At 64.5% G+C, this 25,316-nt stretch carries 25 protein-coding genes and 1 tRNA gene; 23 read left to right on the forward strand and 3 right to left on the reverse strand.

Annotated elements, in window-relative coordinates:
• Positions 1-66: 66 nt before the first annotated feature.
• From ilvN to LGN19_RS21400, 5 genes are all read left to right on the forward strand, one after another.
• Positions 67-558 carry an acetolactate synthase small subunit gene (ilvN, locus tag LGN19_RS21380; protein ID WP_011352712.1) on the forward strand — a complete coding sequence of 164 codons (492 nt, stop codon included), beginning with the start codon at positions 67-69 and terminating at the stop codon, positions 556-558.
• 95 nt (positions 559-653) lie between these two features.
• Positions 654-1,670: a ketol-acid reductoisomerase gene (gene ilvC, locus LGN19_RS21385; RefSeq protein WP_043188872.1), complete on the forward strand. Its 1,017-nt coding sequence runs from the start codon at positions 654-656 to the stop codon at positions 1,668-1,670.
• A gap of 127 nt (positions 1,671-1,797) precedes the next feature.
• Positions 1,798-2,442, forward strand: coding sequence for a phosphatidylserine decarboxylase (locus LGN19_RS21390; protein ID WP_011352710.1), 645 nt, complete (start codon positions 1,798-1,800; stop codon positions 2,440-2,442).
• 15 nt (positions 2,443-2,457) lie between these two features.
• Positions 2,458-3,324 (forward strand): CDP-diacylglycerol--serine O-phosphatidyltransferase, encoded by an 867-nt coding sequence (gene pssA, locus LGN19_RS21395; protein ID WP_122945908.1) that lies wholly within the window; start codon positions 2,458-2,460, stop codon positions 3,322-3,324.
• 315 nt (positions 3,325-3,639) lie between these two features.
• Positions 3,640-5,184 (forward strand): 2-isopropylmalate synthase, encoded by a 1,545-nt coding sequence (locus LGN19_RS21400; protein ID WP_226216985.1) that lies wholly within the window; start codon positions 3,640-3,642, stop codon positions 5,182-5,184.
• A 72-nt stretch (positions 5,185-5,256) separates the two neighbouring features.
• Here the strand turns inward: LGN19_RS21400 and LGN19_RS21405 are convergent, their stop codons facing one another.
• From LGN19_RS21405 to LGN19_RS21415, 3 genes are all read right to left on the reverse strand, one after another.
• Complete coding sequence (locus LGN19_RS21405; RefSeq protein ID WP_226216987.1) at positions 5,257-6,807, reverse strand: SulP family inorganic anion transporter; 1,551 nt, start codon at positions 6,805-6,807, stop codon at positions 5,257-5,259.
• Between the two features lie 35 nt (positions 6,808-6,842).
• Positions 6,843-7,481: a carbonic anhydrase gene (locus tag LGN19_RS39950; RefSeq protein WP_226216989.1), complete on the reverse strand. Its 639-nt coding sequence runs from the start codon at positions 7,479-7,481 to the stop codon at positions 6,843-6,845.
• A gap of 383 nt (positions 7,482-7,864) precedes the next feature.
• Complete coding sequence (locus tag LGN19_RS21415) at positions 7,865-8,377, reverse strand: hypothetical protein (protein ID WP_122945904.1); 513 nt, start codon at positions 8,375-8,377, stop codon at positions 7,865-7,867.
• 168 nt (positions 8,378-8,545) lie between these two features.
• On the opposite strand from LGN19_RS21415, the gene LGN19_RS21420 reads away from it, so the two are divergent.
• The 18 genes from LGN19_RS21420 to nuoK all read left to right on the forward strand — a co-directional run bounded on the left by LGN19_RS21420 (position 8,546) and on the right by nuoK (position 25,312).
• On the forward strand, positions 8,546-9,805 hold the full coding sequence (locus tag LGN19_RS21420; protein WP_122945903.1) for a branched-chain amino acid ABC transporter substrate-binding protein: 1,260 nt from the start codon (positions 8,546-8,548) through the stop codon (positions 9,803-9,805).
• 107 nt (positions 9,806-9,912) lie between these two features.
• The gene (gene rpsO, locus LGN19_RS21425; protein ID WP_043188860.1) at positions 9,913-10,182 is read left to right on the forward strand and encodes a 30S ribosomal protein S15; all 270 of its coding nucleotides are present in this window, start codon (positions 9,913-9,915) and stop codon (positions 10,180-10,182) included.
• Between the two features lie 290 nt (positions 10,183-10,472).
• The gene (gene pnp, locus LGN19_RS21430; protein ID WP_122945901.1) at positions 10,473-12,620 is read left to right on the forward strand and encodes a polyribonucleotide nucleotidyltransferase; all 2,148 of its coding nucleotides are present in this window, start codon (positions 10,473-10,475) and stop codon (positions 12,618-12,620) included.
• 152 nt (positions 12,621-12,772) lie between these two features.
• Positions 12,773-13,792 (forward strand): NAD(P)H-quinone oxidoreductase, encoded by a 1,020-nt coding sequence (locus LGN19_RS21435; RefSeq protein WP_122945900.1) that lies wholly within the window; start codon positions 12,773-12,775, stop codon positions 13,790-13,792.
• A gap of 141 nt (positions 13,793-13,933) precedes the next feature.
• Positions 13,934-14,689, forward strand: a complete 756-nt coding sequence (tpiA, locus tag LGN19_RS21440) for a triose-phosphate isomerase (protein ID WP_122945899.1) — start codon at positions 13,934-13,936, stop codon at positions 14,687-14,689.
• A 72-nt stretch (positions 14,690-14,761) separates the two neighbouring features.
• Positions 14,762-15,139: a preprotein translocase subunit SecG gene (gene secG / locus LGN19_RS21445; RefSeq protein ID WP_011352700.1), complete on the forward strand. Its 378-nt coding sequence runs from the start codon at positions 14,762-14,764 to the stop codon at positions 15,137-15,139.
• A 112-nt stretch (positions 15,140-15,251) separates the two neighbouring features.
• Positions 15,252-15,336, forward strand: a tRNA-Leu gene (locus tag LGN19_RS21450).
• Positions 15,337-15,489: 153 nt separating this feature from the next.
• Positions 15,490-15,849 (forward strand): NADH-quinone oxidoreductase subunit A, encoded by a 360-nt coding sequence (locus LGN19_RS21455; RefSeq protein WP_226216991.1) that lies wholly within the window; start codon positions 15,490-15,492, stop codon positions 15,847-15,849.
• 62 nt (positions 15,850-15,911) lie between these two features.
• Positions 15,912-16,391, forward strand: coding sequence for a NuoB/complex I 20 kDa subunit family protein (locus LGN19_RS21460; protein WP_006398799.1), 480 nt, complete (start codon positions 15,912-15,914; stop codon positions 16,389-16,391).
• Between the two features lie 21 nt (positions 16,392-16,412).
• Positions 16,413-17,015: an NADH-quinone oxidoreductase subunit C gene (locus LGN19_RS21465; RefSeq protein WP_011352699.1), complete on the forward strand. Its 603-nt coding sequence runs from the start codon at positions 16,413-16,415 to the stop codon at positions 17,013-17,015.
• A gap of 9 nt (positions 17,016-17,024) precedes the next feature.
• On the forward strand, positions 17,025-18,278 hold the full coding sequence (locus LGN19_RS21470) for an NADH-quinone oxidoreductase subunit D (RefSeq protein ID WP_043188847.1): 1,254 nt from the start codon (positions 17,025-17,027) through the stop codon (positions 18,276-18,278).
• A 173-nt stretch (positions 18,279-18,451) separates the two neighbouring features.
• Complete coding sequence (gene nuoE / locus LGN19_RS21475) at positions 18,452-18,937, forward strand: NADH-quinone oxidoreductase subunit NuoE (protein WP_006750460.1); 486 nt, start codon at positions 18,452-18,454, stop codon at positions 18,935-18,937.
• Positions 18,934-20,244, forward strand: coding sequence for an NADH-quinone oxidoreductase subunit NuoF (gene nuoF, locus LGN19_RS21480; RefSeq protein ID WP_006478267.1), 1,311 nt, complete (start codon positions 18,934-18,936; stop codon positions 20,242-20,244). Before nuoE ends, nuoF begins: the two co-directional genes overlap by 4 nt.
• Positions 20,245-20,326: 82 nt before the next feature.
• Positions 20,327-22,657 carry an NADH-quinone oxidoreductase subunit NuoG gene (gene nuoG / locus LGN19_RS21485; protein ID WP_122945896.1) on the forward strand — a complete coding sequence of 777 codons (2,331 nt, stop codon included), beginning with the start codon at positions 20,327-20,329 and terminating at the stop codon, positions 22,655-22,657.
• A complete protein-coding gene (gene nuoH, locus LGN19_RS21490) occupies positions 22,658-23,725 on the forward strand; it encodes an NADH-quinone oxidoreductase subunit NuoH (RefSeq protein WP_226216993.1) in 1,068 nt (355 codons plus the stop codon).
• 12 nt (positions 23,726-23,737) lie between these two features.
• On the forward strand, positions 23,738-24,226 hold the full coding sequence (nuoI, locus tag LGN19_RS21495; RefSeq protein WP_011352695.1) for an NADH-quinone oxidoreductase subunit NuoI: 489 nt from the start codon (positions 23,738-23,740) through the stop codon (positions 24,224-24,226).
• 112 nt (positions 24,227-24,338) lie between these two features.
• A complete protein-coding gene (locus LGN19_RS21500) occupies positions 24,339-24,989 on the forward strand; it encodes an NADH-quinone oxidoreductase subunit J (protein ID WP_046544750.1) in 651 nt (216 codons plus the stop codon).
• A gap of 17 nt (positions 24,990-25,006) precedes the next feature.
• Positions 25,007-25,312, forward strand: a complete 306-nt coding sequence (nuoK, locus tag LGN19_RS21505; RefSeq protein ID WP_122945894.1) for an NADH-quinone oxidoreductase subunit NuoK — start codon at positions 25,007-25,009, stop codon at positions 25,310-25,312.
• The last annotated feature ends 4 nt before the right edge of the window (positions 25,313-25,316 follow it).

The following is a 25,316-nucleotide window of genomic DNA, read 5'->3' on the forward strand; positions in this document are numbered from 1 at the left end:
CGGAGCGGCATGCGGCGGCGCGCGGCGCGGGTGAATCGACACGGACACATTCTGGAAGAAGCGAACATGAGACACATCATTTCCGTCCTGCTGGAGAACGAACCGGGCGCGCTGTCGCGCGTGGTCGGTCTGTTTTCCGCACGCGGCTACAACATCGAAACCTTGACGGTGGCGCCGACCGAAGACCAATCGCTGTCGCGGCTCACCATCGTTTCCATTGGCTCCGACGACGTGATCGAACAGATCACGAAGCATCTGAACCGCCTGATCGAGGTGGTGAAAGTGGTGGACCTGACCGACGGTGCACACATCGAACGCGAGCTGATGCTGATCAAGGTACGTGCAGTGGGCAAGGAGCGCGAAGAAATGAAGCGGATGGCGGACATTTTCCGCGGCCGCATCATCGACGTGACCGAAAAGACCTACACGATCGAATTGACGGGCGCGAGCGACAAGCTCGACGCATTCATCCAGGGGCTGGACGCGGGCGCGATCCTAGAGACCGTGCGCACCGGCAGCTCCGGCATCGGACGCGGCGAGCGCATCCTGAAGGTGTGATGCCAGACAGGCACGCCGGGTGCGCCGTCATGTCCCGGCCCGCAGTACTCCATCCGAATGAATTGTTGAATTTTTGAATTAGCGAAGGAACCATCATGAACGTTTTCTACGACAAAGACGCTGACCTCTCCCTCATCAAGGGCAAGCAAGTCACGATCATCGGCTACGGCTCGCAAGGCCATGCACACGCGCTGAACCTGAAGGACAGCGGCGTAAACGTGACGGTCGGCCTGCGCAAGGGCGGCGCGTCGTGGAGCAAGGCCGAAAACGCAGGCCTGTCGGTCAAGGAAGTCGCGGAAGCGGTGAAGGGCGCCGACGTCGTGATGATGCTGCTGCCGGACGAGCAGATCGCCGACGTGTACGCGAAGGAAGTCCACGCGAACATCAAGCAGGGCGCGGCGCTGGCATTCGCGCACGGCTTCAACGTCCACTACGGTGCGGTGATCCCGCGCGCCGACCTCGACGTGATCATGATCGCGCCGAAGGCACCGGGCCACACGGTTCGCGGCACGTACTCGCAAGGTGGCGGCGTGCCGCACCTGATCGCGGTTGCGCAGAACAAGTCGGGCGCGGCACGCGACATCGCACTGTCGTACGCGGCAGCGAACGGCGGCGGCCGTGCAGGCATCATCGAAACCAACTTCCGTGAAGAAACCGAAACCGACCTGTTCGGCGAGCAGGCCGTGCTGTGCGGCGGTACCGTCGAGCTGATCAAGGCTGGCTTCGAGACGCTGGTCGAAGCAGGCTACGCGCCGGAAATGGCGTACTTCGAGTGCCTGCACGAACTGAAGCTGATCGTCGACCTGATCTACGAAGGCGGCATCGCGAACATGAACTACTCGATCTCGAACAACGCGGAGTACGGCGAGTACGTGACGGGCCCGCGCATCGTCACGGAAGAGACGAAGAAGGCGATGAAGCAGTGCCTGACCGACATCCAGACGGGTGAGTACGCGAAGAGCTTCATTCTCGAGAACAAGGCAGGCGCGCCGACGCTGCAGTCGCGCCGCCGCCTGACGGCCGAGCACCAGATCGAGCAGGTCGGCTCGAAGCTGCGCGCGATGATGCCGTGGATCGCGAAGAACAAGCTCGTCGACCAGACGAAGAACTAAGCACCGCGAGCTGTTCCGGCCCCTCGAATAGAGGGCCGGTACCAAAAAGCCGCCCGAAGGCAGCAGTGCCCCGGGCGGCTTTTGCTATCCTACGGGCTTTGCAATTCACCGAACACAGAACGAATCCATGAACTATCCTCATCCGATCATCGCGCGCGAAGGCTGGCCGTTCATCGCGATTGCAGCCGTCATCGCGCTGTTGATCCATGCCGTCGGGGGCTTCGGCTTCGCGTGGCCGTTCTGGCTGCTGCTCGTCTTCGTCGTCCAGTTCTTCCGCGATCCGCAGCGCCCGATCCCGGCGCAGCCGAATGCGGTGCTGTGCCCGGCGGACGGCCGCATCGTGGCGGTCGAGACCGCACAGGATCCGTACGCGAACCGCGAAGCGCTGAAGATCAGCGTGTTCATGAATGTCTTCAACGTCCATTCGCAGCGTTCGCCGGTCGATGGCGCGATCTCCAAGGTCGAGTACTTCCCGGGCGCGTTCCTGAACGCGGCGATCGACAAGGCGTCGACGGAAAACGAGCGCAATGCGGTCGTGATCCAGACGGCGAGCGGCAAGACCGTGACCGCCGTGCAGATCGCCGGCCTCGTCGCACGCCGGATTCTCTGCTACGTGCGCGCCGGCGAACCGCTGTCGCGCGGCCAGCGCTACGGTTTCATCCGCTTCGGTTCGCGCGTCGACGTGTACCTGCCGCTCGGCAGCCGCGCGAAGGTGTCGATCGGCGAGAAGGTCTACGCGTCGTCGACGATCCTCGCCGAGCTCGAACAGTAAGCGGCGGGGCGCACGATGGCCGCATTCAAACCGCGTCGGCCGCGCAACGGCCAGACGCCACGCCCGTTCCGCCGCAACAAGGTGATGGCACAGGATCCGGTGCCCATCGAGAGCCGCCGCGCCGCGCGCCAGCGGTTCCTGAAGACCCGCGGCATCTACCTGCTGCCGAACGCATTCACGACCGCTGCGCTGTTCTGCGGCTTCTTCGCGGTCGTGCAGGCGATGAACGTGCGCTTCGAGATCGCCGCGATCGCGATTTTCGTCGCGATGGTGCTCGACGGGATGGACGGGCGCGTCGCGCGCATGACGCATACGCAGAGCGCGTTCGGCGAGCAGTTCGACAGCCTGTCGGACATGGTGTCGTTCGGCGTCGCGCCCGCGCTCGTGATGTACGAGTGGGTGCTGAAGGACCTCGGCCGCTGGGGCTGGCTCGCCGCGTTCGTCTATTGCTCGGGCGCCGCGCTGCGGCTCGCGCGTTTCAACACGAACATCGGCAGCGTCGACAAACGTTTCTTCCAGGGGCTGCCGAGCCCGGCGGCCGCGGCGCTGATCGCCGGCTTCGTGTGGCTCGCGACCGACAACCGCGTGCCGATGAAGCTTGGCTGGCTGCCGTGGGTCGCGTTCGTGCTGACGATCTACGCGGGCGTGACGATGGTGTCGAACGCGCCGTTCTACAGCGGCAAGGCACTCGATGTGCGGCATCGCGTGCCGTTCGCGGCGATCCTGCTGGTCGTCGTCGCGTTCGTGCTGGTGTCGTCCGACCCGCCGCTGATGCTGTTCTGCCTGTTCGTGCTGTACGGGCTGTCCGGCTACGTGTTCTGGGCCTACATGGCCATTCGCGGGCGTGCGAATCCGGCGCGCTCGTCGCAGCGCGATCACTGACGCGGGTTTTTCGCCCGGAAACGGCGGCCTCCAGGCCGCCGTTTTCTTTTGCCCCTGTTTCGAATCGGGCCGCCGCAAGCCCCGGGTGCCGTCCGATTGCGCACCCAGCGGAATGCCGCTATAGTCTTCGGCATGACCGCATTTTCCCGCCTCTCCCTCCTTCTAGCCGGTGCGCCGCTACGCGCGCTAGCTTTGGCGCGCCTGCCGCGCTGACCGTTCTCGCCCCCCGTCAAGCCTCGTCTGTTGTTGAGCGTCGCCAGCGGTGGCGCGATCTCATTACGTTTGATTTCCGTATAAAGAGCCCTGGAGCCCCCCATGACAGACAAGCTGATCATTTTCGATACGACGTTGCGTGACGGCGAGCAATCGCCCGGTGCGTCGATGACGAAGGAAGAGAAAATCCGCATCGCGAAGCATCTCGAGCGGATGAAGGTCGACGTGATCGAGGCCGGTTTCGCGGCCAGCTCGAACGGCGATTTCGACGCGATCCACACGATCGCCGGTCTCATCAAGGACAGCACGATCTGCTCGCTGGCGCGCGCCAACGACAAGGACATCCAGCGCGCGGCCGACGCGCTGAAGCCGGCCGAGAGCTTCCGGATCCACACGTTCATCGCGACGTCGCCGCTGCACATGGAGAAGAAGCTGCGGATGACGCCCGACCAGGTGTTCGAGCAGGCGCGCCTCGCGGTGCGTTTCGCGCGCAAGTTCACCGACAACGTCGAATTCTCGCCGGAAGACGGCAGCCGCTCCGACATGGATTTCCTGTGCCGCGTGCTGGAAGCCGTGATCGCTGAAGGCGCGACGACGATCAACATTGCCGATACGGTCGGCTACGGCGTGCCGGAGCTGTACGGCAACCTCGTGAAGACGCTGCGCGAACGCATTCCGAACTCGGACAAGGCGATCTTCTCGGTGCACTGCCACAACGACCTCGGGATGGCCGTCGCGAACTCGCTGGCCGGCGTGAAGATCGGCGGCGCGCGTCAGGTCGAGTGCACGATCAACGGTCTCGGCGAGCGCGCGGGCAACACGTCGCTCGAAGAAATCGTGATGGCCGTGAAGACGCGCAAGGACTACTTTGATCTCGACGTCGGCATCGACACGTCGCAGATCGTGCCGACGTCGAAGCTCGTGTCGCAGATCACCGGTTTCGTCGTGCAGCCGAACAAGGCCGTGGTCGGGGCGAACGCGTTCGCGCACGCATCGGGCATCCACCAGGACGGCGTGCTGAAGGCGCGCGACACCTACGAGATCATGCGTGCGGAAGACGTGGGCTGGACCGCGAACAAGATCGTGCTCGGCAAGCTGTCGGGTCGTAACGCGTTCAAGCAGCGCCTGCAGGAGCTCGGCGTGTCGCTCGACAGCGAGAGCGAACTGAACGCCGCGTTCATGCGCTTCAAGGATCTGGCCGACCGCAAGGCCGAGATCTTCGACGAGGACATCATCGCGATCGTGTCGGAGGAGTCGGCGCTCGCGCACGAGCATGAGCACTTCAAGTTCGTGTCGCTGTCGCAGCACTCGGAAACGGGCGAGCAGCCGCACGCGAAGGTCGTGTTCGGGGTCGAAGGCAAGGAAGTGACCGGCGAGGCACGCGGCAACGGTCCGGTCGATGCGACGTTCAACGCGATCGAGAGCGAAGTCGGCAGCGGTTCCGAGCTGCTGCTGTACTCGGTGAACGCGATCACGACCGGGACGCAGGCGCAGGGCGAAGTGACGGTCCGGCTGTCGAAGAGCGGGCGGATCGTCAACGGCGTCGGCACCGATCCGGACATCGTCGCTGCATCTGCCAAGGCGTATATCTCCGCACTGAACAAGCTGCATTCGAAGGACGACAAGCTCAATCCGCAGCGCGCATAAGCGCCGCGCGTCGCGCATTGCCGAAACGCCCCGTGCGGCCCTGTGCCGCCGGGGCGTTTTTTCATGCGCCGCTCATTCGGCGGCCGGTGCACGGAACAGCCAGCGGCGCGCAGCCGCGCGCGGCGCCGGGCTGCGCCGCCGGAACTCGACCGCGATCCCGCGTCGCGGCGCATCGGCGACGAACGCGTCGAGCAGCTCGAGCACGTCGTGATCGATGTAGTCGGCGCGCGTCGCGTCGATGATCACCGCGGCCCGATCGGGAATGTGCCGCAGGTGGTGCTTGACCTGTACCTTGCCGAGAAACGACACGTCCTTGCGGAACGACAGCAGGAAGTGGTCGTCGTGCTGCGCGAGCGTGACGGGGCTCTTCAGGTTCGCGACGGCGACTGCCAGCATGCTGCACGCGAGGCCGAGCGCGATGCCGAACAGCAGGTCGACCGCGAGCACGCCGGCGATGGTCGCGGCGAACGGTACGAACGCGGCCGGGCCCTGTTTCATCACCGCGCGGAACAGCGCCGGTTTCGCGAGCTTGAAGCCGGTGTGGATCAGGATCGCGGCCAGGCTCGCGAGCGGGATCAGGTTGATCAGGCCGGTGAGCGCGAACACGCTCGCGAGCAGCAGCATCCCGTGGACGATCGCCGACATCCGGCTTTGCGCGCCCGCATTGACGTTCACCGAGCTGCGCACGATTACCGACGTGATCGGCAGCCCGCCGACCGCGCCCGCGACGAGATTGCCGACGCCCTGGGCCTTGAGCTCGCGGTCGGGCTGGGTCGGCCGGCGTTTCGGGTCGATCTGCTCGACCGCTTCGAGGCTCAGCAGCGTCTCGAGGCTCGCGACGACCGCAAGCGTGACCGCGACGCGCCACACGTCCGGATTGACGAGCTGCGCGAAGTTCGGCCCGAGCTCCGCATGCTTGAGCGACGCCGCGAAGGCCGCGAACGATCCGAGTTCGGGCAGCGTCACGCGATGGGCGGCGCCCGGCGCGACTGACGGTGCGACAACGCTCAGCACGAGCGTGGCGCCGATCCCCAGCACGACCACCGCGAGCGGGGCCGGTACCGCTCGCACCAGCGCGAAGCGACGCAGCGCGGGCGTGTCCCACGCGACCAGCAGCGCGAGCGAGGCGAGTGCGATGGCCGTGGCGGCCCATGCGACCGGCAGGCCTGGCCAGTTCGCAAACGATTGCGCGGTCGAGCCGCCGATACCGAATGCGAACGGAACCTGCTTCACGATCAGCAGCAGGCCGATCGCGGCGAGCATGCCCTTGATGACGGGCGACGGCACATAGGCGGCGAAGCGGCCGGCGCGCAGCATGCCGAACCCGAACTGCAGTACGCCGGACAGCAACACGGCGAGCAGGAACGCGGAGAAGCTGCCGAGTTGTGCGATCCCTTCGACGACGATCACGACGAGGCCGGCGGCCGGCCCGCTGACCGATAGCGACGAGCCGCTCAGCAGCGCGACGACGATGCCGCCGACGATGCCGGACACGAGCCCGGCGAACGGTTCGACGCCGGATGCATTGGCGATGCCGAGACACAGCGGCAGCGCGACGAGGAAAACGACGACGCCGGCGACGATGTCGCGCGGCAGGGTGGACAGACGCTCGTTGAATTTCATGATCGGGGCGATTTCAATAGCGTAGGAAGGGCGGGTCAGAGCACGGCAGCGGCGGCGACCTGCGCGGGTTTTGCGCGGTCGGTCGGTGTCACGTAGCCGGAGTCGAGCTCCTTCAGGCGACCATCGGCGAGCGAAAAGATCCAGCCGTGCACGAGCGGCGCCCGTTCGCGACCCTGCACGATCGGGGACGCGCGCAGCAGTCGCACCTGTTCGAGCACGTTGAGTTCGGCGAGGCGGTCGGCGGCGGCCGTGTCGTCGAGCCCGTCCAGCGCGTCGCGATGGCGCCGCGCGAGCGCGCAGAGCGGCGCGATGCGGCGTGCGACGTGCGGCAGGTCGGACGGCGGTGGCAGCAGCGACGCGCGTACGCCGCCGCATCCGTAGTGCCCGCACACGATCACGTGGTCGACCTGCAGCACGCGCACCGCGTACTCGAGCACGCTGGCGGAATTGTCGTCGTCGGGATGGAACAGGTTCGCGATGTTGCGATGGACGAACAGCTCGCCGGGTGCGCAGTGCGTGATGGTTTCGGCCGGCACGCGGCTGTCGGCGCAGCCGATCCACAGCACGCGCGGGTTCTGGCCGCGTGCGAGTGCGTCGAAGAAGCCGGGCGTGTATTCACGCGTTTCGCGGGCCCAGGCGATGTTGGCAACCAGCATGCTCTTCGGGCGATTCATGAGGACTCCTTTGTGATAAAGGCAAACGAATATCGGCAGAAATGACGCAATGGCATTCTTTCTAAATTGAAAGGTTTGGTTTCGACTGATATTAGGGGTATGCCCTAGCACTTCGGGGGTGCTGAAACAATTTGTTTCAAATTGATTTGGCGCAGTGCATTGCATGCACCATTTCGCCGCATGACATGCACGGCGTGTGCCTGTTTCCGCGCAAAGGCCAGCATGACGGGGATGTCAGCGTATTGCCATCGGCTTGTCATTAATCGGAAAAGATTTCCGCCGTATTTGCCAAATTTAATAGAAGGGCGGAAAAAACGAAATGGCCATTCACGCAATGATTCGTGAATGGCCATCGTGAAAATTGCGCGTCAATGCGTAATCGGTCAGAACAGGTTGCGGCGGTCGGGGTCGTGCAGCGGGTCGGGCGTTTTCTGCGTGATGCGCAGGATGCCCTGCGGATCGAAGTAGAAGCTGTACATCATGTACCAGACGTTGTCCTCGAGATACCGATAGGTCCACACCTCGCGCTTCATCAGCGGGAAGTAGGACGTCTCGACGGGGCGTCCGAAGTTGACGAGGACGTCGGTCTTCGTCCACTTGCCGATCTCGGCGCGATAGAACTCGCTCGGCTGCAGGACCTGGCGGACGTTGACGATCTTGTGGGCCGCGTCGACGTCGGCCGCGACGGTGATTTCGCCCATCGGCTGGGTCGGCCACATCAGGCGCTTGCCGCCGCCGGGCAGGTCGTAGATCTCGCGCGGCGGGCCCATGCGCGCGACGATCGCCGACTCGTCCTGGCCGGCCTGGTATTGCTGCCACGGTTGCGCGCAACCGGCCAGCAGCGCGGCAGCGCCGGCAAGCAGCACCGGCAGGCGCGCGGAAATGCGAATGCGCATGGGATTCTCCCGAACACGGAAACAATTCCCGTTTTATCACGGACGGCGCGCGGCCGCGCGTCGCGTGGAAAAAATCGGTGCGGATCACCAGCGCCGTCGCGCTTGCGGGCGGCACGGGCACCGGCCTATGATCCGCGCTTCTCGGGCAGATTGAAGGGCAGGTGGCCGATGCAGGGGTGGAAGCGGTGCGCGCTCGCGTTGAGCGCGGGGTGGATGCTGGTGTCATCCGCATTTGCCGGCGGCGAGCCGGTGCGGATCGCGCTGATCGAAGGGATGTCGGGCCCGTTCGCGAACGCGGGTGCGGCAGTCGAGCGCAACCTGCGCTTCGGCGTCGAGCAGGTCAACGCGGCCGGCGGCGTGAAGCTGCGCGACGGTGCGCATCCCCTCGAGCTCGTCGTGCTCGACAGCAAGGGCAGCCCCGAGGAGGCGCTCGTACAGTTGCGCGCGGCCGCGGATCGCCATATCGGGTTCGTCACGCAGGGCAACAGCTCGGCCGTCGCGGCCGCGCTCGTCGTGGCGCTCGACAAGCTGAACGCGCGCGATCCGGACAACCGGATGCTGTTCCTCAACTATTCGGCCGACGATCCGGCGCTGACCGGCGCGCGCTGCAGTTTCTGGCATTTCCGCTTCGATGCGCACGCGGGTATGCGGATGGCCGCGCTCGCGGACGTGATGGCGCGTGACCGCGCGCTGCGCAAGGTCTACCTGCTGAACCAGGACTACAGTTTCGGCCACGACGTCAGCGCGCTCGCACGGCAGGCGCTGGCCGCGCGGCGCCCGGACGTGACGATCGCCGGCGACGAATTCCACCCGATCGGCCGGATCAAGGATTTCTCGCCGTATATCGCAAAGATCCGCGCGAGCGGCGCCGACGCCGTCGTGACCGGCAACTGGGGCAACGACCTCACGCTGCTCGTGAAGGCGGCGCGCGAGCAGGGGCTGAACGCGAAGTTCTATACGTTCTACGGCAACAGCCTGGGCGCGCCGGCGGCACTCGGCGACGCCGGGGTCGGGCGGGTCGTGGCCGTGGCGGACTGGCACCCGAACGCGGGCGGCGCGAAATCCGATGCGTTCTACCGCGCATTCCGGAACCGTTTTCCGGCCGCCCAGGACGACTATCCGGTGCGCCGGATGAGCCTGATGATCGAGATGCTGGCCGCCGCGCTGAATCGCGCAGGGTCGGCCGACCCCGTCGCGGTTGCGCGCGCGCTCGAAGGCCTGTCGTTCGACGATGGCTTCCACGCGTCGCGGATGCGCGCGCAGGATCACCAGTTGATCCAGCCCCTTTACGTGATGGAGATGGACAAGGTCGGCACGCCGGGCGTGCGTTTCGACAACGAGGGTTCGGGCTATGGCTTCCGGACGGTGCTCGCGGTGCCGGCGCAGCGCACGGAGATGCCGTCCGCCTGCTCGATGACGCGCCCGTGACAGGGGGCGGTAAGAACGGTGCGGAGTTGTGCTACAATGCGCGCCGGTTGTAAGTCACGGCACGGCCATTCTTCCGTGTCCGCCTGTTCAGTTAGAAAGGAAATCACATGTCTGTTGCAGATATCAAGAAGTCGGAAGTCGTTGCTCAGTTCGCCCGCGCTACCAACGACACGGGGTCGCCCGAAGTCCAGGTCGCTCTGCTGACCGCACGTATCGTCGAACTGACGGGTCACTTCAAGACCCACGCGAAGGATCACCACAGCCGCCGCGGCCTGCTGCGCATGGTGAGCCGCCGCCGCAAGCTGCTCGACTACCTCAAGGGCAAGGATGCCGACCGTTACCGCGCACTGATCGAGAAGCTGGGTCTGCGTAAGTAATCGAGGCGATTGCCGCCAGCAAGATGCCTGTGTCAGTCCGCTGATACAGGCATTTTGTTTTTGCGCGGTGCGTAGCGTCACACGCATCGCAGGCTGTCCGGCACGTTCGTGCGGGGCTGCCGCAACGGCTGATGCCGGGGCAGGATTTGTGTCATTCCAGCGCGTCGCTGCGTGAGCGCCGCGCTGGAATGGCATAAAAAACACACCTTGCTCCGGGTGATTCGGTCGGGACGCCGCCGTGCTGGATGGCCGGCGCGGCGATTGAAATGCATGAATTCAAAGGAGCAACCATGTCCATGTTCAACAAGGTCGTGAAGGAATTCCAGTGGGGCCAGCACAAGGTGCGCCTCGAAACCGGTGAAGTCGCTCGCCAGGCGAGCGGCGCGGTGATCGTCGACGTCGAAGACACCGTCGTGCTGGCAACCGTCGTCGGCGCGAAGTCGGCGAAGCCGGGTCAGGATTTCTTCCCGCTGACCGTCGACTACCTCGAGAAGACCTACTCGGCCGGCAAGATCCCGGGCGGCTTCTTCCGTCGCGAAGGCCGTCCGTCGGAGCACGAGACGCTGACGTCGCGCCTGATCGACCGTCCGCTGCGCCCGCTGTTCCCGGAAGGCTTCTACAACGAAGTCCAGGTCGTGATCCACGTGCTGTCCGTGAACCCGGAAATCCCGGCGGACATCCCCGCGCTGATCGGCGCATCGGCTGCGCTCGCCGTGTCGGGCCTGCCGTTCAACGGCCCGGTCGGTGCCGCTCGCGTGGCCTACATCGACAACGCGTACGTGCTGAACCCGACGCGTGACCAGATCAAGGCATCGAGCCTCGACCTCGTCGTCGCCGGTACGGAACGTGCGGTGCTGATGGTCGAATCGGAAGCCGATCAACTGTCGGAAGACGTGATGCTGGGCGCCGTGGTGTTCGGCCACGAGCAAATGCAGGTCGCGATCGACGCGATCCACGAACTGGTGCGCGAAGGCGGCAAGCCCGAGTGGGACTGGCAGCCGGCACCGAAGAACGAAGCGCTGATCGCGCGCGTGACCGAGCTGGCACAGAACGACCTGCTCGCTGCTTACCAGCTCCGCGACAAGCAGGCACGCTCGACGAAGCTGAAGGAAGTCTACGCAGCAACCTCGGCGAAGCTCGAGGAAGACGCGCAGGCAGCCGGTACGGCCGCAGCCGACAAGGCAACGGTCGGCAACGTGCTGTTCGACATCGAAGCCAAGATCGTCCGTTCGCAGATCCTGAACGGCGAGCCGCGCATCGACGGCCGCGACACGCGCACCGTGCGCCCGATCGAGATCCGCACCGGCGTGCTGCCGCGTACCCACGGCTCGGCGCTGTTCACGCGCGGCGAGACGCAGGCGCTGGTCGTCGCGACGCTCGGCACGAAGGGTGACGAGCAGATCATCGATGCGCTCGAAGGCGAGTACCGCGAGCGCTTCATGCTCCACTACAACATGCCCCCGTTCGCGACCGGCGAAACGGGCCGCGTCGGCTCGCCGAAGCGCCGCGAAATCGGCCACGGCCGCCTCGCGAAGCGCGCGCTGGTCAAGTGCCTGCCGAGCGCCGACGAATTCGGCTACTCGATCCGCGTCGTGTCGGAAATCACCGAATCGAACGGTTCGTCGTCGATGGCTTCGGTGTGCGGCGGCTGCCTCGCGCTGATGGACGCCGGCGTGCCGATGAAGGCGCACGTCGCGGGCATCGCGATGGGCCTGATCCTCGAAGGCAACAAGTTCGCGGTGCTGACCGACATCCTCGGCGACGAAGATCACCTCGGCGACATGGACTTCAAGGTGGCCGGCACGGAGCAAGGCGTGACGGCACTGCAGATGGACATCAAGATCCAGGGCATCACGAAGGAAATCATGCAGGTCGCGCTCGCGCAAGCGAAGGAAGGCCGCATGCACATCCTCGGCAAGATGACGTCGGCAGTCTCGGGTGCGAACACGCAACTGTCGGAATTCGCTCCGCGCATGATCACGATCAAGATCAACCCGGAAAAGATCCGCGACGTGATCGGCAAGGGCGGTTCGGTGATCCGCGCGCTGACGGAAGAAACCGGCACGACCATCGACATCTCCGACGACGGCGTCGTGACGATCGCGAGCACGAACAGCGACGGCATGGCCGAAGCGAAGAAGCGCATCGAGCAAATCACGGCCGAGATCGAAGTCGGCCAGGTGTACGAAGGCACGGTTCTGAAGCTGCTCGATTTCGGCGCGATCGTGAACCTGCTGCCGGGCAAGGATGGCCTGCTGCACATCTCGGAAATCGTCAACGAGCGTGTGAAGGACATCAACGACTACCTGAAGGAAGGCCAGCAAGTGAAGGTCAAGGTCATCCAGACGGACGAAAAGGGTCGCGTGCGTCTGTCGGCGAAGGCGCTGCTGAATGAAGCAGCGGCGGCGTCGCAGTCGGACACGCCGCCGCAGCAGTAAGCGGGCAGGCGGACCAACGGCCGGCAGTGCGAAAGCGTGCCGGCCGTTTTTTCTGTAGCATCGTTGTGCGGCGCAGCAGCGCCGGTCAGGCGCCCGTGCCGCGTGCGGGCGCGCCATCCGATTCCGATCCTGATCCTGGAGCGACCATCACCATGAAAGCCATCGAAATCACCGAATTCGGTGCCCCCGACGTGCTGAAGCTTGCGGAGCGCCCGCGCCCCGAACCGAAGCGCGGCGAAGTGCTGATCAAGGTGGCGGCTTCCGGTGTGAACCGGCCCGATGTGTTCCAGCGCAAGGGCGCCTATGCGCCGCCGCCGGGTGCGTCGGATCTGCCTGGCCTCGAGGTCGCGGGCGAGATCGTCGGTGGCGACCTGTCCGACGCCGCGCTGAACCCGTTCGGCCTGAAGCTGGGCGATCGCGTGTGCGCGCTGCTCGCGGGCGGCGGCTATGCGGAGTATGCGGTCGCGCCGCTGCTGCAGTGCCTGCCGGTGCCCGACGGGCTGACCGATATCGAGGCCGCGTCGCTGCCCGAAACGTTTTTCACCGTGTGGAGCAACGTGTTCGACCGCGCGCAGCTCGGCGCGGGCGAGGGCGGCGAGCAGGAAACGCTGCTCGTGCAGGGCGGTTCGAGCGGCATCGGCGTGACGGCGATCCAGATCGCGCATGCGCTCGGCTTTCGCGTGTTCGCGACGGCCGGCACCGCCGACAAGTGCCGCGCGTGCGAGGCGCTCGGCGCCGAACGCGCGATCAACTACAAGACGGAAGACTTCGTCGAGGTCGTGAAGTCGCTGACGCACGATCGCGGCGTCGACGTGATCCTCGACATGGTGGCGGGCTCGTACGTGCCGCGCGAACTGTCCGCGCTAGCGGATGGCGGCCGCCTCGTGCTGATCGCGCTGCTCGGTGGCGCGAAGACCGACGTCAACCTCGGCGAGATCCTGCGTCGCCGGCTGACCATCACGGGTTCGACGCTGCGCCCGCGTCCGGTCGAGTTCAAGGCGCAGATCGCCGCGCAACTGAAGGCGCGCGTGTGGCCGCTGCTTGCCGATGGCCGCATCAAGCCGGTGATCTATCGCGTCTTGCCGGCCGCGGACGCCGCGCAGGCGCACGCGCTGATGGAAAGCAGCGAGCACACCGGCAAGATCGTGCTCGATTGGGGTACGAACGCCTGACGGCCCGTGCGGCCGGGCTTGACATGCGCGGTTTGACCGGTTCAAGCCGCGCGCAGTAAAATCGCCGGTTTGCTTCGCCAGATCAAACCTGACGGCCGGTTTCCGGCGCGTTAATGACCAAGCGGTGACGAGACAGACACGATGTCGAAACAGAGAACTAAGCGTGTGATCGGCAACTGGAAGATGCACGGCCGTCTGGCCGGCAACCAGGCGTTGCTGAACGAAGTGGTGCAGGGCGCGGGCGCGGTGGCGGCCGAAACGTCGGTCGGCGTGTGCGTGCCGTTCCCGTATCTCGCGCAGGTTCAGGCGCAGCTCGACGGCGGCCGTGTCGCGTGGGGTGCGCAGGACGTGTCGGCGCACGAGCAGGGCGCGTTCACCGGTGAAGTGGCGGCCGCGATGGTCGCGGAGTTCGGCGCACGCTATGCGATCGTCGGTCACTCGGAGCGCCGCGCGTATCACGGCGAGCGCAACGAGACGGTCGCGGCGAAGACGCAGCGCGCACTTGCGGCGGGGCTCACGCCTGTCGTGTGCGTCGGCGAGACGCTCGACGAGCGCGAGTCGGGTGCGACCGAGCAGGTGGTCGGTGCGCAGCTCGACGCAGTGCTGGCCGTGCTGACGGCCGACGAGGCCGTGCGCATCGTCGTCGCATACGAGCCTGTCTGGGCGATCGGCACGGGCAAGAGCGCGACGTCGGCGCAGGCACAGGACGTGCACGCGTTCCTGCGTGCGCGTCTCGCGGCAAAGGGCGCGGCGGACGTGTCCGTACTGTACGGCGGCAGCGTGAAGCCGGACAACGCGGAAGAGCTGTTCGCGCAGCCGGACATCGACGGTGGCCTGATCGGCGGCGCGTCGCTGAAGGCGGAAGATTTCCTGGCGATCTGCCGGGCCGCGCGCTGAGCGGTCCGAGATCGAATTGAACCATGACGGCGGCCGGACGTTCCGGTCGCCTGATCCATTCGGGTGGGTGTGATGCTGTTATTCAAGACGCTGATTATTGTGGTGCAGGTGCTGTCTGCACTCGGTGTGATTGGTCTCGTGCTGCTGCAGCACGGCAAGGGTGCCGACATGGGCGCTGCGTTCGGCAGCGGCGCGTCGGGCAGCCTGTTCGGTGCAACGGGCTCGGCGAACTTCCTGTCGCGCACGACGGGCATTCTCGCAACGATCTTCTTCGTCGCGACGCTCGCGCTGACGTACCTCGGTTCGTACAAGTCGACGCCGTCGGCAGGCGTGCTGGGTGGGGTTGCGACCGCACCGGCATCGGCGCCTGCAGCATCGGCACCGGCTGTCGCGGCATCCGCTGCCGCAGGTTCGGCTGCAAGCGCGCCGGGCCAGGACGTCCCGAAATAAAAAGTTAAAATTTTTGCGTTTGTGCGTTGAACAATTCTGGAAGTCAGGTTAGAATTTAATTCTTGAAGCGATTCGCGGGAAACAAGTAGTTACACCCCCGGTTGCATGCAGTGCCGACGTGGTGAAATTGGTAGACACGCTATCTTGAGGGGGTAGTGGCGAAAGCTGTGCGAGTTCGAGTCTCGCCGTCGGCACCAAAGTTACTCAATGCCAGCCGCTTCTAGTGGCTGGCATTTTTCATTTCTGGGGTGTGCTTGCGGTTGTCTTGCGATCGCCTGTACTCCGAAATGATTCCTTCCGCCGGAAGTGGTATTCTCCGGACGCTCAGAACCAACCGATAGAGGATTGCCTTGAACCTCGCAGCCTATTACCCCGTCTTGTTGTTCCTCCTCGTGGGCACTGGTTTAGGTATCGCGCTGGTCAGCATCGGCAAGCTCCTTGGTCCCAACAAGCCGGACGCCGAGAAGAACGCACCGTACGAGTGCGGCTTCGAAGCCTTTGAAGACGCCCGGATGAAATTCGACGTCCGGTACTACCTCGTCGCCATCCTGTTCATCATCTTCGATCTCGAAACCGCATTCCTGTTTCCGTGGGGCGTCGCGCTCCGGGATATCGGCTGGCCGGGTTTCATCGCAATGATGATTTTTCTGCTCGAATTCCTGCTGGGCTTTGCCTATATCTGGAAGAAAGGCGGCCTCGACTGGGAGTGATGGGTTAATCGCCGGTTTGCATGGGCGGCCACGCTCGGTCGCTCGTCTGGAGTGGAAAGCAAATGAGTATCGAAGGGGTCTTGAAGGAAGGGTTTGTCACCACGACGGCTGACAAGCTGATCAACTGGACGCGTACTGGCTCGCTGTGGCCGATGACGTTCGGGCTCGCGTGTTGCGCCGTCGAAATGATGCATGCGGGCGCGGCCCGTTACGACCTGGACCGGTTCGGCGTCGTGTTTCGCCCGAGCCCGCGTCAGTCGGACGTGATGATCGTCGCCGGCACGCTCTGCAACAAGATGGCGCCCGCGCTGCGTCGCGTGTACGACCAGATGGCCGAGCCGCGCTGGGTGATCTCGATGGGATCGTGCGCGAACGGCGGTGGCTACTACCACTACTCGTACTCGGTGGTCCGCGGCTGCGACCGAATCGTGCCGGTCGACGTCTATGTGCCGGGCTGTCCGCCCACCGCCGAGGCGCTGGTGTACGGCGTGATCCAGCTTCAGGCGAAGATCCGTCGCACCAACACCATCGCCCGTCAATAAAGCCCCGAGCGTCCCCTCAATATGGCAAGCAAAATCGAGACCCTCAAGGCAAACCTCGAAGCCGCGCTCGGCGCGCGCGTGGTGAGCCTCACCGAAGCGATCGGTGAACTGACGCTCGTCGTGAAGGCGAGCGATTACCTCGAAGTCGCAAAGATGCTGCGCGACGATCCGAAGCTCCGTTTCGAGCAGTTGCTCGATCTGTGCGGCGTCGACTACCAGACCTTCGGCGACGGTGCTTACGACGGCCCGCGCTTCGCGGCCGTGTCGCACCTGCTGTCGGTCACGAACAACTGGCGCCTGCGCCTGCGCGCATTCGCGCCGGACGACGATCTGCCGATCGTGGCATCGCTGGTCGACATCTGGACCTCCGCGAACTGGTACGAGCGCGAAGCGTTCGACCTGTACGGCATCGTGTTCGAAGGCCACCCCGACCTGCGCCGCATCCTCACCGACTACGGCTTCATCGGTCACCCGTTCCGCAAGGACTTCCCGGTGTCGGGCTATGTCGAAATGCGTTACGACCCGGAAGAGAAGCGGGTCGTGTACCAGCCGGTGACGATCGAGCCGCGCGAAATCACGCCGCGCGTGATCCGCGAGGATCGCTATGGCGGTCTGAAACATTAAGGGGGCGTCATGGCAGAAATCAAGAACTACACGCTCAACTTCGGTCCGCAGCACCCGGCAGCGCACGGCGTGCTGCGCCTCGTGCTCGAGCTCGACGGCGAAGTCATCCAGCGTGCCGATCCGCACATCGGCCTGCTGCACCGCGCGACGGAAAAGCTCGCGGAATCCAAAACGTTTATCCAGTCCGTGCCGTACATGGACCGTCTCGACTACGTGTCGATGATGGTCAACGAGCACGGCTACGTGCTCGCGATCGAAAAGCTGCTCGGCATCGAAGTGCCGGAGCGCGCGCAGTACATCCGCGTGCTGTTCGACGAAATTACGCGCGTGCTGAACCACCTGATGTGGATCGGCGCGCACGCACTCGACGTCGGCGCGATGGCCGTGTTCCTGTACGCATTCCGCGAACGCGAAGACCTGATGGACGTGTACGAAGCGGTGTCCGGCGCCCGGATGCACGCGGCGTACTACCGTCCGGGCGGCGTCTATCGCGACCTGCCTGACGCAATGCCGCAATACAAGGCGTCGAAGATTCGCAACGAGAAGGCGCTCGCGAAGATGAACGAAGCGCGCAGCGGCTCGGTGCTCGACTTCATCGACGACTTCTTCACGCGCTTCCCGAAGTGCGTCGACGAATACGAAACGCTGCTCACCGACAACCGGATCTGGAAGCAGCGTCTGGTCGGGATCGGCGTGGTCAGCCCGGAACGTGCGCTGCAGATGGGCCTGACGGGCCCGATGCTGCGCGGCTCGGGCATCGCCTGGGATCTGCGCAAGAAGCAGCCGTACGAAGTGTACGATCGCATGGATTTCGACGTGCCGGTCGGCGTGAACGGCGATTGCTACGACCGCTATCTGGTGCGCGTCGAAGAAATGCGCCAGTCGATCCGCATCGCGAAACAGTGTATTGAGTGGCTCCGCAAGAATCAGGGCCCGGTGATGACGGACAATCACAAGGTTGCCCCGCCGTCGCGCGTCGGCATGAAGACCAACATGGAAGACTTGATTCACCACTTCAAGCTCTTCACCGAAGGTTTCCATGTGCCGGAAGGCGAAGCGTACGCGGCGGTCGAGCATCCGAAGGGTGAATTCGGCATCTACCTCGTGTCGGACGGTGCCAACAAGCCGTATCGCCTCAAGATTCGCGCACCGGGTTTCGCTCACCTGGCGTCGCTCGATGAAATGGCGCGCGGTCACATGATCGCCGACGCCGTCACGATCATCGGTACGCAGGACATCGTGTTCGGCGAGATCGATCGCTAATGGTTAGCGCCGCCCGCGCGAGCGGGCGGCGAGCAGCAAGTCACACGCGATGCGCGCTGAACCGGCGCGGCTTCGCAAGCTGTCAACAGAGTGAGCGCCAGGTCTGCCGTCCATGCACCCCAGTGTGCGGCAGGTTGTTCGTTCGGTAGGAATTGAAAGAGTCGTGTCTGAAAATGATCTCAGCTGAAGGCCTGAAGGAAATCGATCGAGCGTTGACGAAGTATCCCGCCGATCAGAAACAGTCCGCCGTGATGTCGGCGTTGGCCGTTGCTCAGGAAGAGCACGGCTGGCTGTCGCCCGAACTGATGCAGTTCGTCGCGGACTATCTCGGCATGCCGGCAGTCGCCGTGCAGGAAGTCGCGACGTTCTACACGATGTACGAGCTCAACCCGGTCGGCAAGCACAAGATCACGCTCTGCACGAACCTGCCGTGCCAGCTTGGCCCGGACGGCGGCGCGGAAGCGACGGCCGACTACCTGAAACAGAAGCTCGGCATCGGCTTCGGCGAGACCACGCCCGACGGCAAGTTCACGCTGAAGGAAGGCGAATGCATGGGCTCGTGCGGCGATGCGCCGGTGCTGCTGGTGAACAACCACAGAATGTGCAGCTTCATGAGCCGCGAGAAGATCGACCAGCTGCTTGAGGAGCTCTCGAAATGACGTCCCTCCACGACCGTCACATCAAACCGCTGATCCTCGCTGGTCTGAACGGCGAGAACTGGCATCTCGAAGATTACGTCGCGCGCGGCGGCTACAAGCAGCTGCGCCGCATTCTCGAAGAAAAGATTCCGCCCGAGCAGGTGATCGCCGACGTCAAGGCGTCGGGCCTGCGTGGCCGTGGCGGTGCGGGCTTCCCGACCGGCCTGAAGTGGAGCTTCATGCCGCGCCAGTTCCCGGGGCAGAAGTACCTCGTCTGCAACTCGGACGAAGGCGAGCCGGGCACGTTCAAGGATCGCGACATCCTGCGCTGGAACCCGCACGCGCTGATCGAAGGCATGGCCATCGGCGCGTACGCGATGGGCATCACCGTCGGCTACAACTACATCCACGGCGAAATCTTCGAAGTGTATCGACGCTTCGAAGCCGCGCTCGATGAAGCGCGCGCTGCCGGGTTCCTCGGCGACAACATCATGGGCTCGGAATTCTCGTTCCAGCTGCACGCGCACCACGGTTACGGCGCGTACATCTGCGGCGAAGAAACGGCGCTGCTCGAGTCGCTCGAAGGCAAGAAGGGCCAGCCGCGCTTCAAGCCGCCGTTCCCGGCGAGCTTCGGCGTGTACGGCAAGCCCACCACGATCAACAACACCGAGACGTTCGCCGCAGTGCCGTTCCTGCTGTCCATCGGGCCGCAGAATTACCTCGAGATCGGCAAGCCGAACAACGGCGGCACGAAGATTTTCTCGGTGTCGGGCGACGTCGAGCGTCCGGGCAACTACGAAGTGCCGCTCGGCACGCCGTTCGCGACGCTGATGGAGCTCGCCGGCGGGATGCGCGGCGGCAAGAAGATCAAGGCCGTGATTCCGGGCGGTTCGTCGGCACCGGTGATCCCGGGCGACATCATGATGCAGACGGATCTCGACTACGATTCGATCGCGAAGGCGGGCTCGATGCTCGGTTCCGGCGCGGTGATCGTGATGGACGAGACGCGCTGCATGGTGCGTTCGCTGCTGCGCCTGTCGTACTTCTATTACGAGGAATCGTGCGGCCAGTGCACGCCGTGCCGTGAAGGCACCGGCTGGCTGTATCGCGTCGTGAATCGTATCGAGCACGGCGAAGGGCGCCAGGAAGATCTGGATCTGCTGAACTCGGTTGCCGAGAACATCATGGGCCGCACGATCTGTGCACTTGGCGATGCGGCGGCGATGCCGGTGCGCGGGATGCTCAAGCACTACTGGGACGAATTCGCGTACCACGTCGAGCACAAGCACTGCATGGTCGGCGGCCACGCGCACGCGGCGGCAGCCTGAAGCGTACCCGGTTGCGGAATTTGAGCGCACGGTCGGGCGAAGGCGCGAACGGGCGGAAATAGGTTAAGGACCATTCACCATCATGGTTGAACTTGAAATAGACGGCAAGAAGGTCGAGGTGCCCGAAGGCAGCATGGTGATCCAGGCTGCGCACAAGGCGGATACGTACATTCCTCACTTCTGCTATCACAAGAAACTGTCGGTTGCGGCCAACTGCCGGATGTGTCTCGTCGAAGTCGAGAAGATGCCGAAGGCCGTGCCTGCCTGCGCGACCCCCGTGTCGGCCGGCATGATCGTCCATACGCAATCCGACAAGGCCGTGAAGGCGCAGCAGTCGGTGATGGAATTCCTCCTCATCAACCACCCGCTCGACTGCCCGATCTGCGATCAGGGCGGCGAATGCCAGCTGCAGGATCTGGCGGTCGGCTACGGCAAGTCGTCGTCGCGCTACTCGGAAGAGAAGCGCGTGGTGTTCCACAAGAACGTGGGCCCGCTGATCTCGATGGAAGAAATGTCGCGCTGCATCCACTGCACGCGCTGCGTCCGCTTCGGCCAGGAAATCGCCGGCGTGATGGAGTTCGGCATGCTGGGCCGCGGCGAGCACTCGGAAATCACGACGTTCGTCGGCAAGACGGTCGATTCCGAAATGTCGGGCAACATGATCGACCTGTGCCCGGTCGGCGCGCTGACCAGCAAGCCGTTCCGCTACAGCGCCCGTACGTGGGAACTGTCGCGCCGCAAGTCGGTGAGCCCGCACGATTCCGTCGGCGCGAACCTCGTCGTGCAGGTGAAGAACAACCGCGTGATGCGCGTGCTGCCGTTCGAGAACGAAGCCATCAACGAATGCTGGATCTCGGACAAGGATCGCTTCTCGTACGAAGGCCTCAACAGCGAAGAGCGCCTGACGAAGCCGATGCTGAAGCAGGGCGGCCAGTGGATCGAGACCGACTGGCAGACCGCACTCGAATACGTCGCGAAGGGCCTGAAGGGCATCGCCGCGGATCACGGCGCGAACGCGCTGGCGATGCTCGCGAGCGCGCACAGCACCGCTGAAGAGCTGTTCCTCGTGAAGCAGCTCGCCAACGAACTGAAGACGCCGAACGTCGACTTCCGTCTGCGTCAGCAGGATTTCTCGGCGCCGGTCCAGGGCGCACCGTGGCTCGGCATGCCGATCGCCGATCTGTCGAACGTGGACGCCGCGTTCGTCGTCGGTTCGTTCCTTCGCCGCGACCACCCGCTGTTCGCCGCCCGCCTGCGTCAGGCCGCGAAGAACGGCGCGAAGCTGCACTTCCTGCACGCAACCGGTGACGACGCACTGATCCCGACCGCGCAACGTATCGTTGCTGCACCGTCGGCATGGCTCGACCAGCTGGCCGGCATCGCTGCGGCCGTCGCGCAACTGCGCGGCGTCGCGCTGCCCGACACGCTCGCGGGCGTCACGGCATCGCCGGCTGCACAGGCTGTCGCCCAGTCGCTCGCGAACGGCGAACGCCGCGCGGTGCTGCTCGGCAACGTCGCGGTCCGCCATCCGGAATTCGCGAAGCTGCACGCCGTCGCCAAGTGGATCGCCGACAACACCGGCGCCACGTTCGGCTTCCTGACGGAAGCGGCGAACACGGTCGGCGCGCACGTCGTCGGCGCACTGCCGGGCGAAGGCGGCCTGAACGCACGCGAAGCGTTCGAGCAGCCGCGCAAGGGCTACGTGCTGCTGAACGTCGAACCGGAATTCGACACGGCCGATCCGGCGCAGGCACTCGCCGCGCTGAACCAGGCTGAGATGGTCGTCGTGATGTCGCCGTTCAAGCACGGCCTCGACTACGCCGACGTGCTGCTGCCGGTTGCGCCGTTCACGGAAACGGCCGGTACGTACGTGAATGCGGAAGGCACCGTGCAAAGCTTCAACGGCGTCGTGCGCCCGCTCGGCGACACGCGTCCGGGCTGGAAGGTGCTGCGCGTGCTCGGCAGCCTGCTCGGCCTGCCGAACTTCGAATACGAGACCTCGGAAGAAGTGCGTCTCGCAGCGCTCGGCGACGCCGGCGTCGCGGGCCGCTTGTCGAACCAGACGTCGGTCGCGCCGGTGCGCGTTGCGGCGAATGCCGCGAACGGCGGTTTCGAGCGCCTGGCCGATGTGCCGATCTATCATGCCGACGCACTCGTGCGCCGCGCAGGTGCGCTGCACCTGACGACTGCCGCGAAGGCGGCGAACGCCGCGGCCCTGCCGGCCGCGCTGTTCGACAAGCTGGGCTTGAAGGAAGGCGACGCCGTGCGCGTGCGCCAGGGCGAGCGTGCGGTGCAGTTGCCGGCCGTGCGCGACGCGAATCTTGCGGAGACCGTCGTTCGCGTGTCGGCGGCGACGCCTGCCGGCGCAGCGCTCGGCAGCCTGTCCGGTGAACTGGTGGTGGAGAAGGCGTAAATGAGCTTGTTCGATACGATCAACGCGGGCGGGTCCCAGCTTCTCGGCTTCGCGTGGCCGACGGTGTGGGCAGTCGTGCGCATCCTCGTCGTCTCCGTCGTCATCCTGCTGTGCGTCGCGTACCTGATTCTGTGGGAACGCAAGCTGATCGGCTGGATGCACGTGCGTCTCGGTCCGAACCGCGTCGGCCCCGGCGGCCTGCTGCAGCCGATCGCCGACGTGCTGAAGCTGCTGCTGAAGGAAGTCATTCAGCCGAGCGCAGCCAGCCGCTGGTTGTACCTGATCGCGCCGGTCATGACTGTCGTGCCGGCGTTCGCCGTGTGGGCGGTGATCCCGTTCCAGGCCAAGGCCGTGCTCGCGGACATCAACGCGGGCCTGCTGTACGCGATGGCGATCTCGTCGATCGGCGTGTACGCGGTGATTCTTGCCGGCTGGGCGTCGAACTCGAAGTACGCATTTCTCGGTGCGATGCGCGCCGCGGCGCAGATGGTCTCGTACGAAATCTCGATGGGCTTCGCGCTGGTGCTCGTGCTGATGACGGCCGGCAGCCTGAACATGTCGGAAATCGTCGGCTCGCAGCAACACGGCTTCTTCGCCGGCCACGGCGTGAACTTCCTGTCGTGGAACTGGCTGCCGCTGCTGCCGGCGTTCGTCGTGTACTTCATCTCGGGCATCGCCGAAACGAACCGCCACCCGTTCGACGTGGTGGAAGGGGAGTCGGAAATCGTTGCCGGTCACATGATCGATTACTCGGGTATGGCGTTCGCGCTGTTCTTCCTCGCCGAGTACATCAACATGATCGTGATCTCGGCGCTGGCCGCGACGCTGTTCCTCGGCGGCTGGGATGCACCGTTCGAATTCCTGTCGTTCATCCCGGGCGTCTTCTGGCTGGTGCTGAAGGTCTTCGCACTGCTGTCGGTGTTCATCTGGGTTCGCGCGACGTTCCCGCGCTACCGTTACGACCAGATCATGCGCCTGGGCTGGAAGGTGTTCCTGCCCGTCACGGTGATCTGGGTCATCGTGGTCGGCTTCTGGATGATGTCGCCGCTCAACATCTGGGTGAAGTAATCGGACGAAATCATGAGCGCAATCCAACACTTCTTTAAGACCTTCTTCCTGACCGAGCTGCTGCAGGGGCTCGCGCTGACCGGCCGTTACACGTTCAAGCGCAAGGTCACCGTGCAGTTCCCGGAAGAAAAGACGCCGATCTCGCCGCGTTTCCGCGGGCTGCATGCGCTGCGCCGCTACGAAAACGGCGAAGAGCGCTGCATCGCGTGCAAGCTGTGCGAGGCCGTGTGCCCCGCAATGGCGATCACGATCGAATCGGAAACGCGCGCGGACAACACGCGCCGCACGACGCGCTACGACATCGACCTGACGAAATGCATCTTCTGCGGTTTCTGCGAAGAGAGCTGCCCGGTCGATTCGATCGTCGAGACGCAGATTCTCGAGTACCACGGCGAAAAGCGCGGCGACCTGTATTTCACGAAGGAAATGCTGCTCGCGGTGGGCGATCGCTACGAGAAGGACATCGCCGCGGCGAAGGCTGCCGACGCGCCGTATCGTTGATTGTGTTTGCAGTGCCGGCCCGAAGCACGGGCCGAGCCGCCGCGACGGGTGCGGCTCGCAAGAGCGTCCCGCAAGCCGCGCCTGACTATGGCCTAACGATGAACCGGTAATCATGGAATTCACGACCGTACTGTTCTACATCTTCGCGCTGCTCCTGGTGGTATCAGGGCTGAAGGTGATCACTTCGCGCAACCCGGTGGCGTCTGCGCTTTTCCTTGTGCTGGCGTTCTTCAACGCCGCCGCGATCTGGATGCTGCTGGAAGCGGAGTTCCTCGCGATCCTGCTGGTGCTGGTGTACGTGGGCGCCGTGATGGTGCTGTTCCTGTTCGTCGTGATGATGCTCGACATCAACATCGACTACCTGCGCCGCGACTTCAAGCGCTTCGTCCCGATGGCGACGGTGGTCGGCGCGATCATCGTGATCGAAACCGCGCTGATCCTGTGGCGCGGTTACGGCGACACGCAGACCGTGCACGCGATGGCGACGGGCGAGATGGCCAACTGGTCGAACACGCGCCTGATCGGCAAGGTGATCTACACCGACTACATCTTCGCGTTTGAAATCGCCGGCCTCGTGCTGCTGGTCGCGATCATTGCAGCGATCGGGCTGACCGAGCGCAAGGGCAAGGACAGCAAGCGCCAGCGCGTGTCGGATCAGGTCAAGGTGCGCCGCAACGACCGCGTGCGCCTCGTGAAGATGGAAGCGGAAAAGCCGCAGCCGGAAACGGCGCAGAGCGAAGCCGGTTCGGGCACCAACGGCTAAGCGGAGGAAAAGAAAACATGCTGACTCTTGCTCATTACCTCGTGCTCGGCGCGATCCTCTTTGCGATCGCGATCGTCGGGATTTTCCTGAACCGCCGCAACATCATCATCATCCTGATGTCGATCGAACTGATGCTGCTGGCGGTGAACACCAACTTCGTCGCGTTTTCGCACTACCTCGGCGATATTCACGGCCAGATCTTCGTGTTCTTCGTGCTGACGGTCGCCGCAGCGGAAGCCGCGATCGGCCTCGCGATTCTGGTGACCCTGTTCCGTAAGCTCGACACGATCAATGTCGAGGATCTCGATCAGCTCAAAGGTTAATTTC

The sequence above is a fragment of the Burkholderia sp. AU30198 genome, from assembly GCF_020419825.1.
Lineage (GTDB): Bacteria > Pseudomonadota > Gammaproteobacteria > Burkholderiales > Burkholderiaceae > Burkholderia.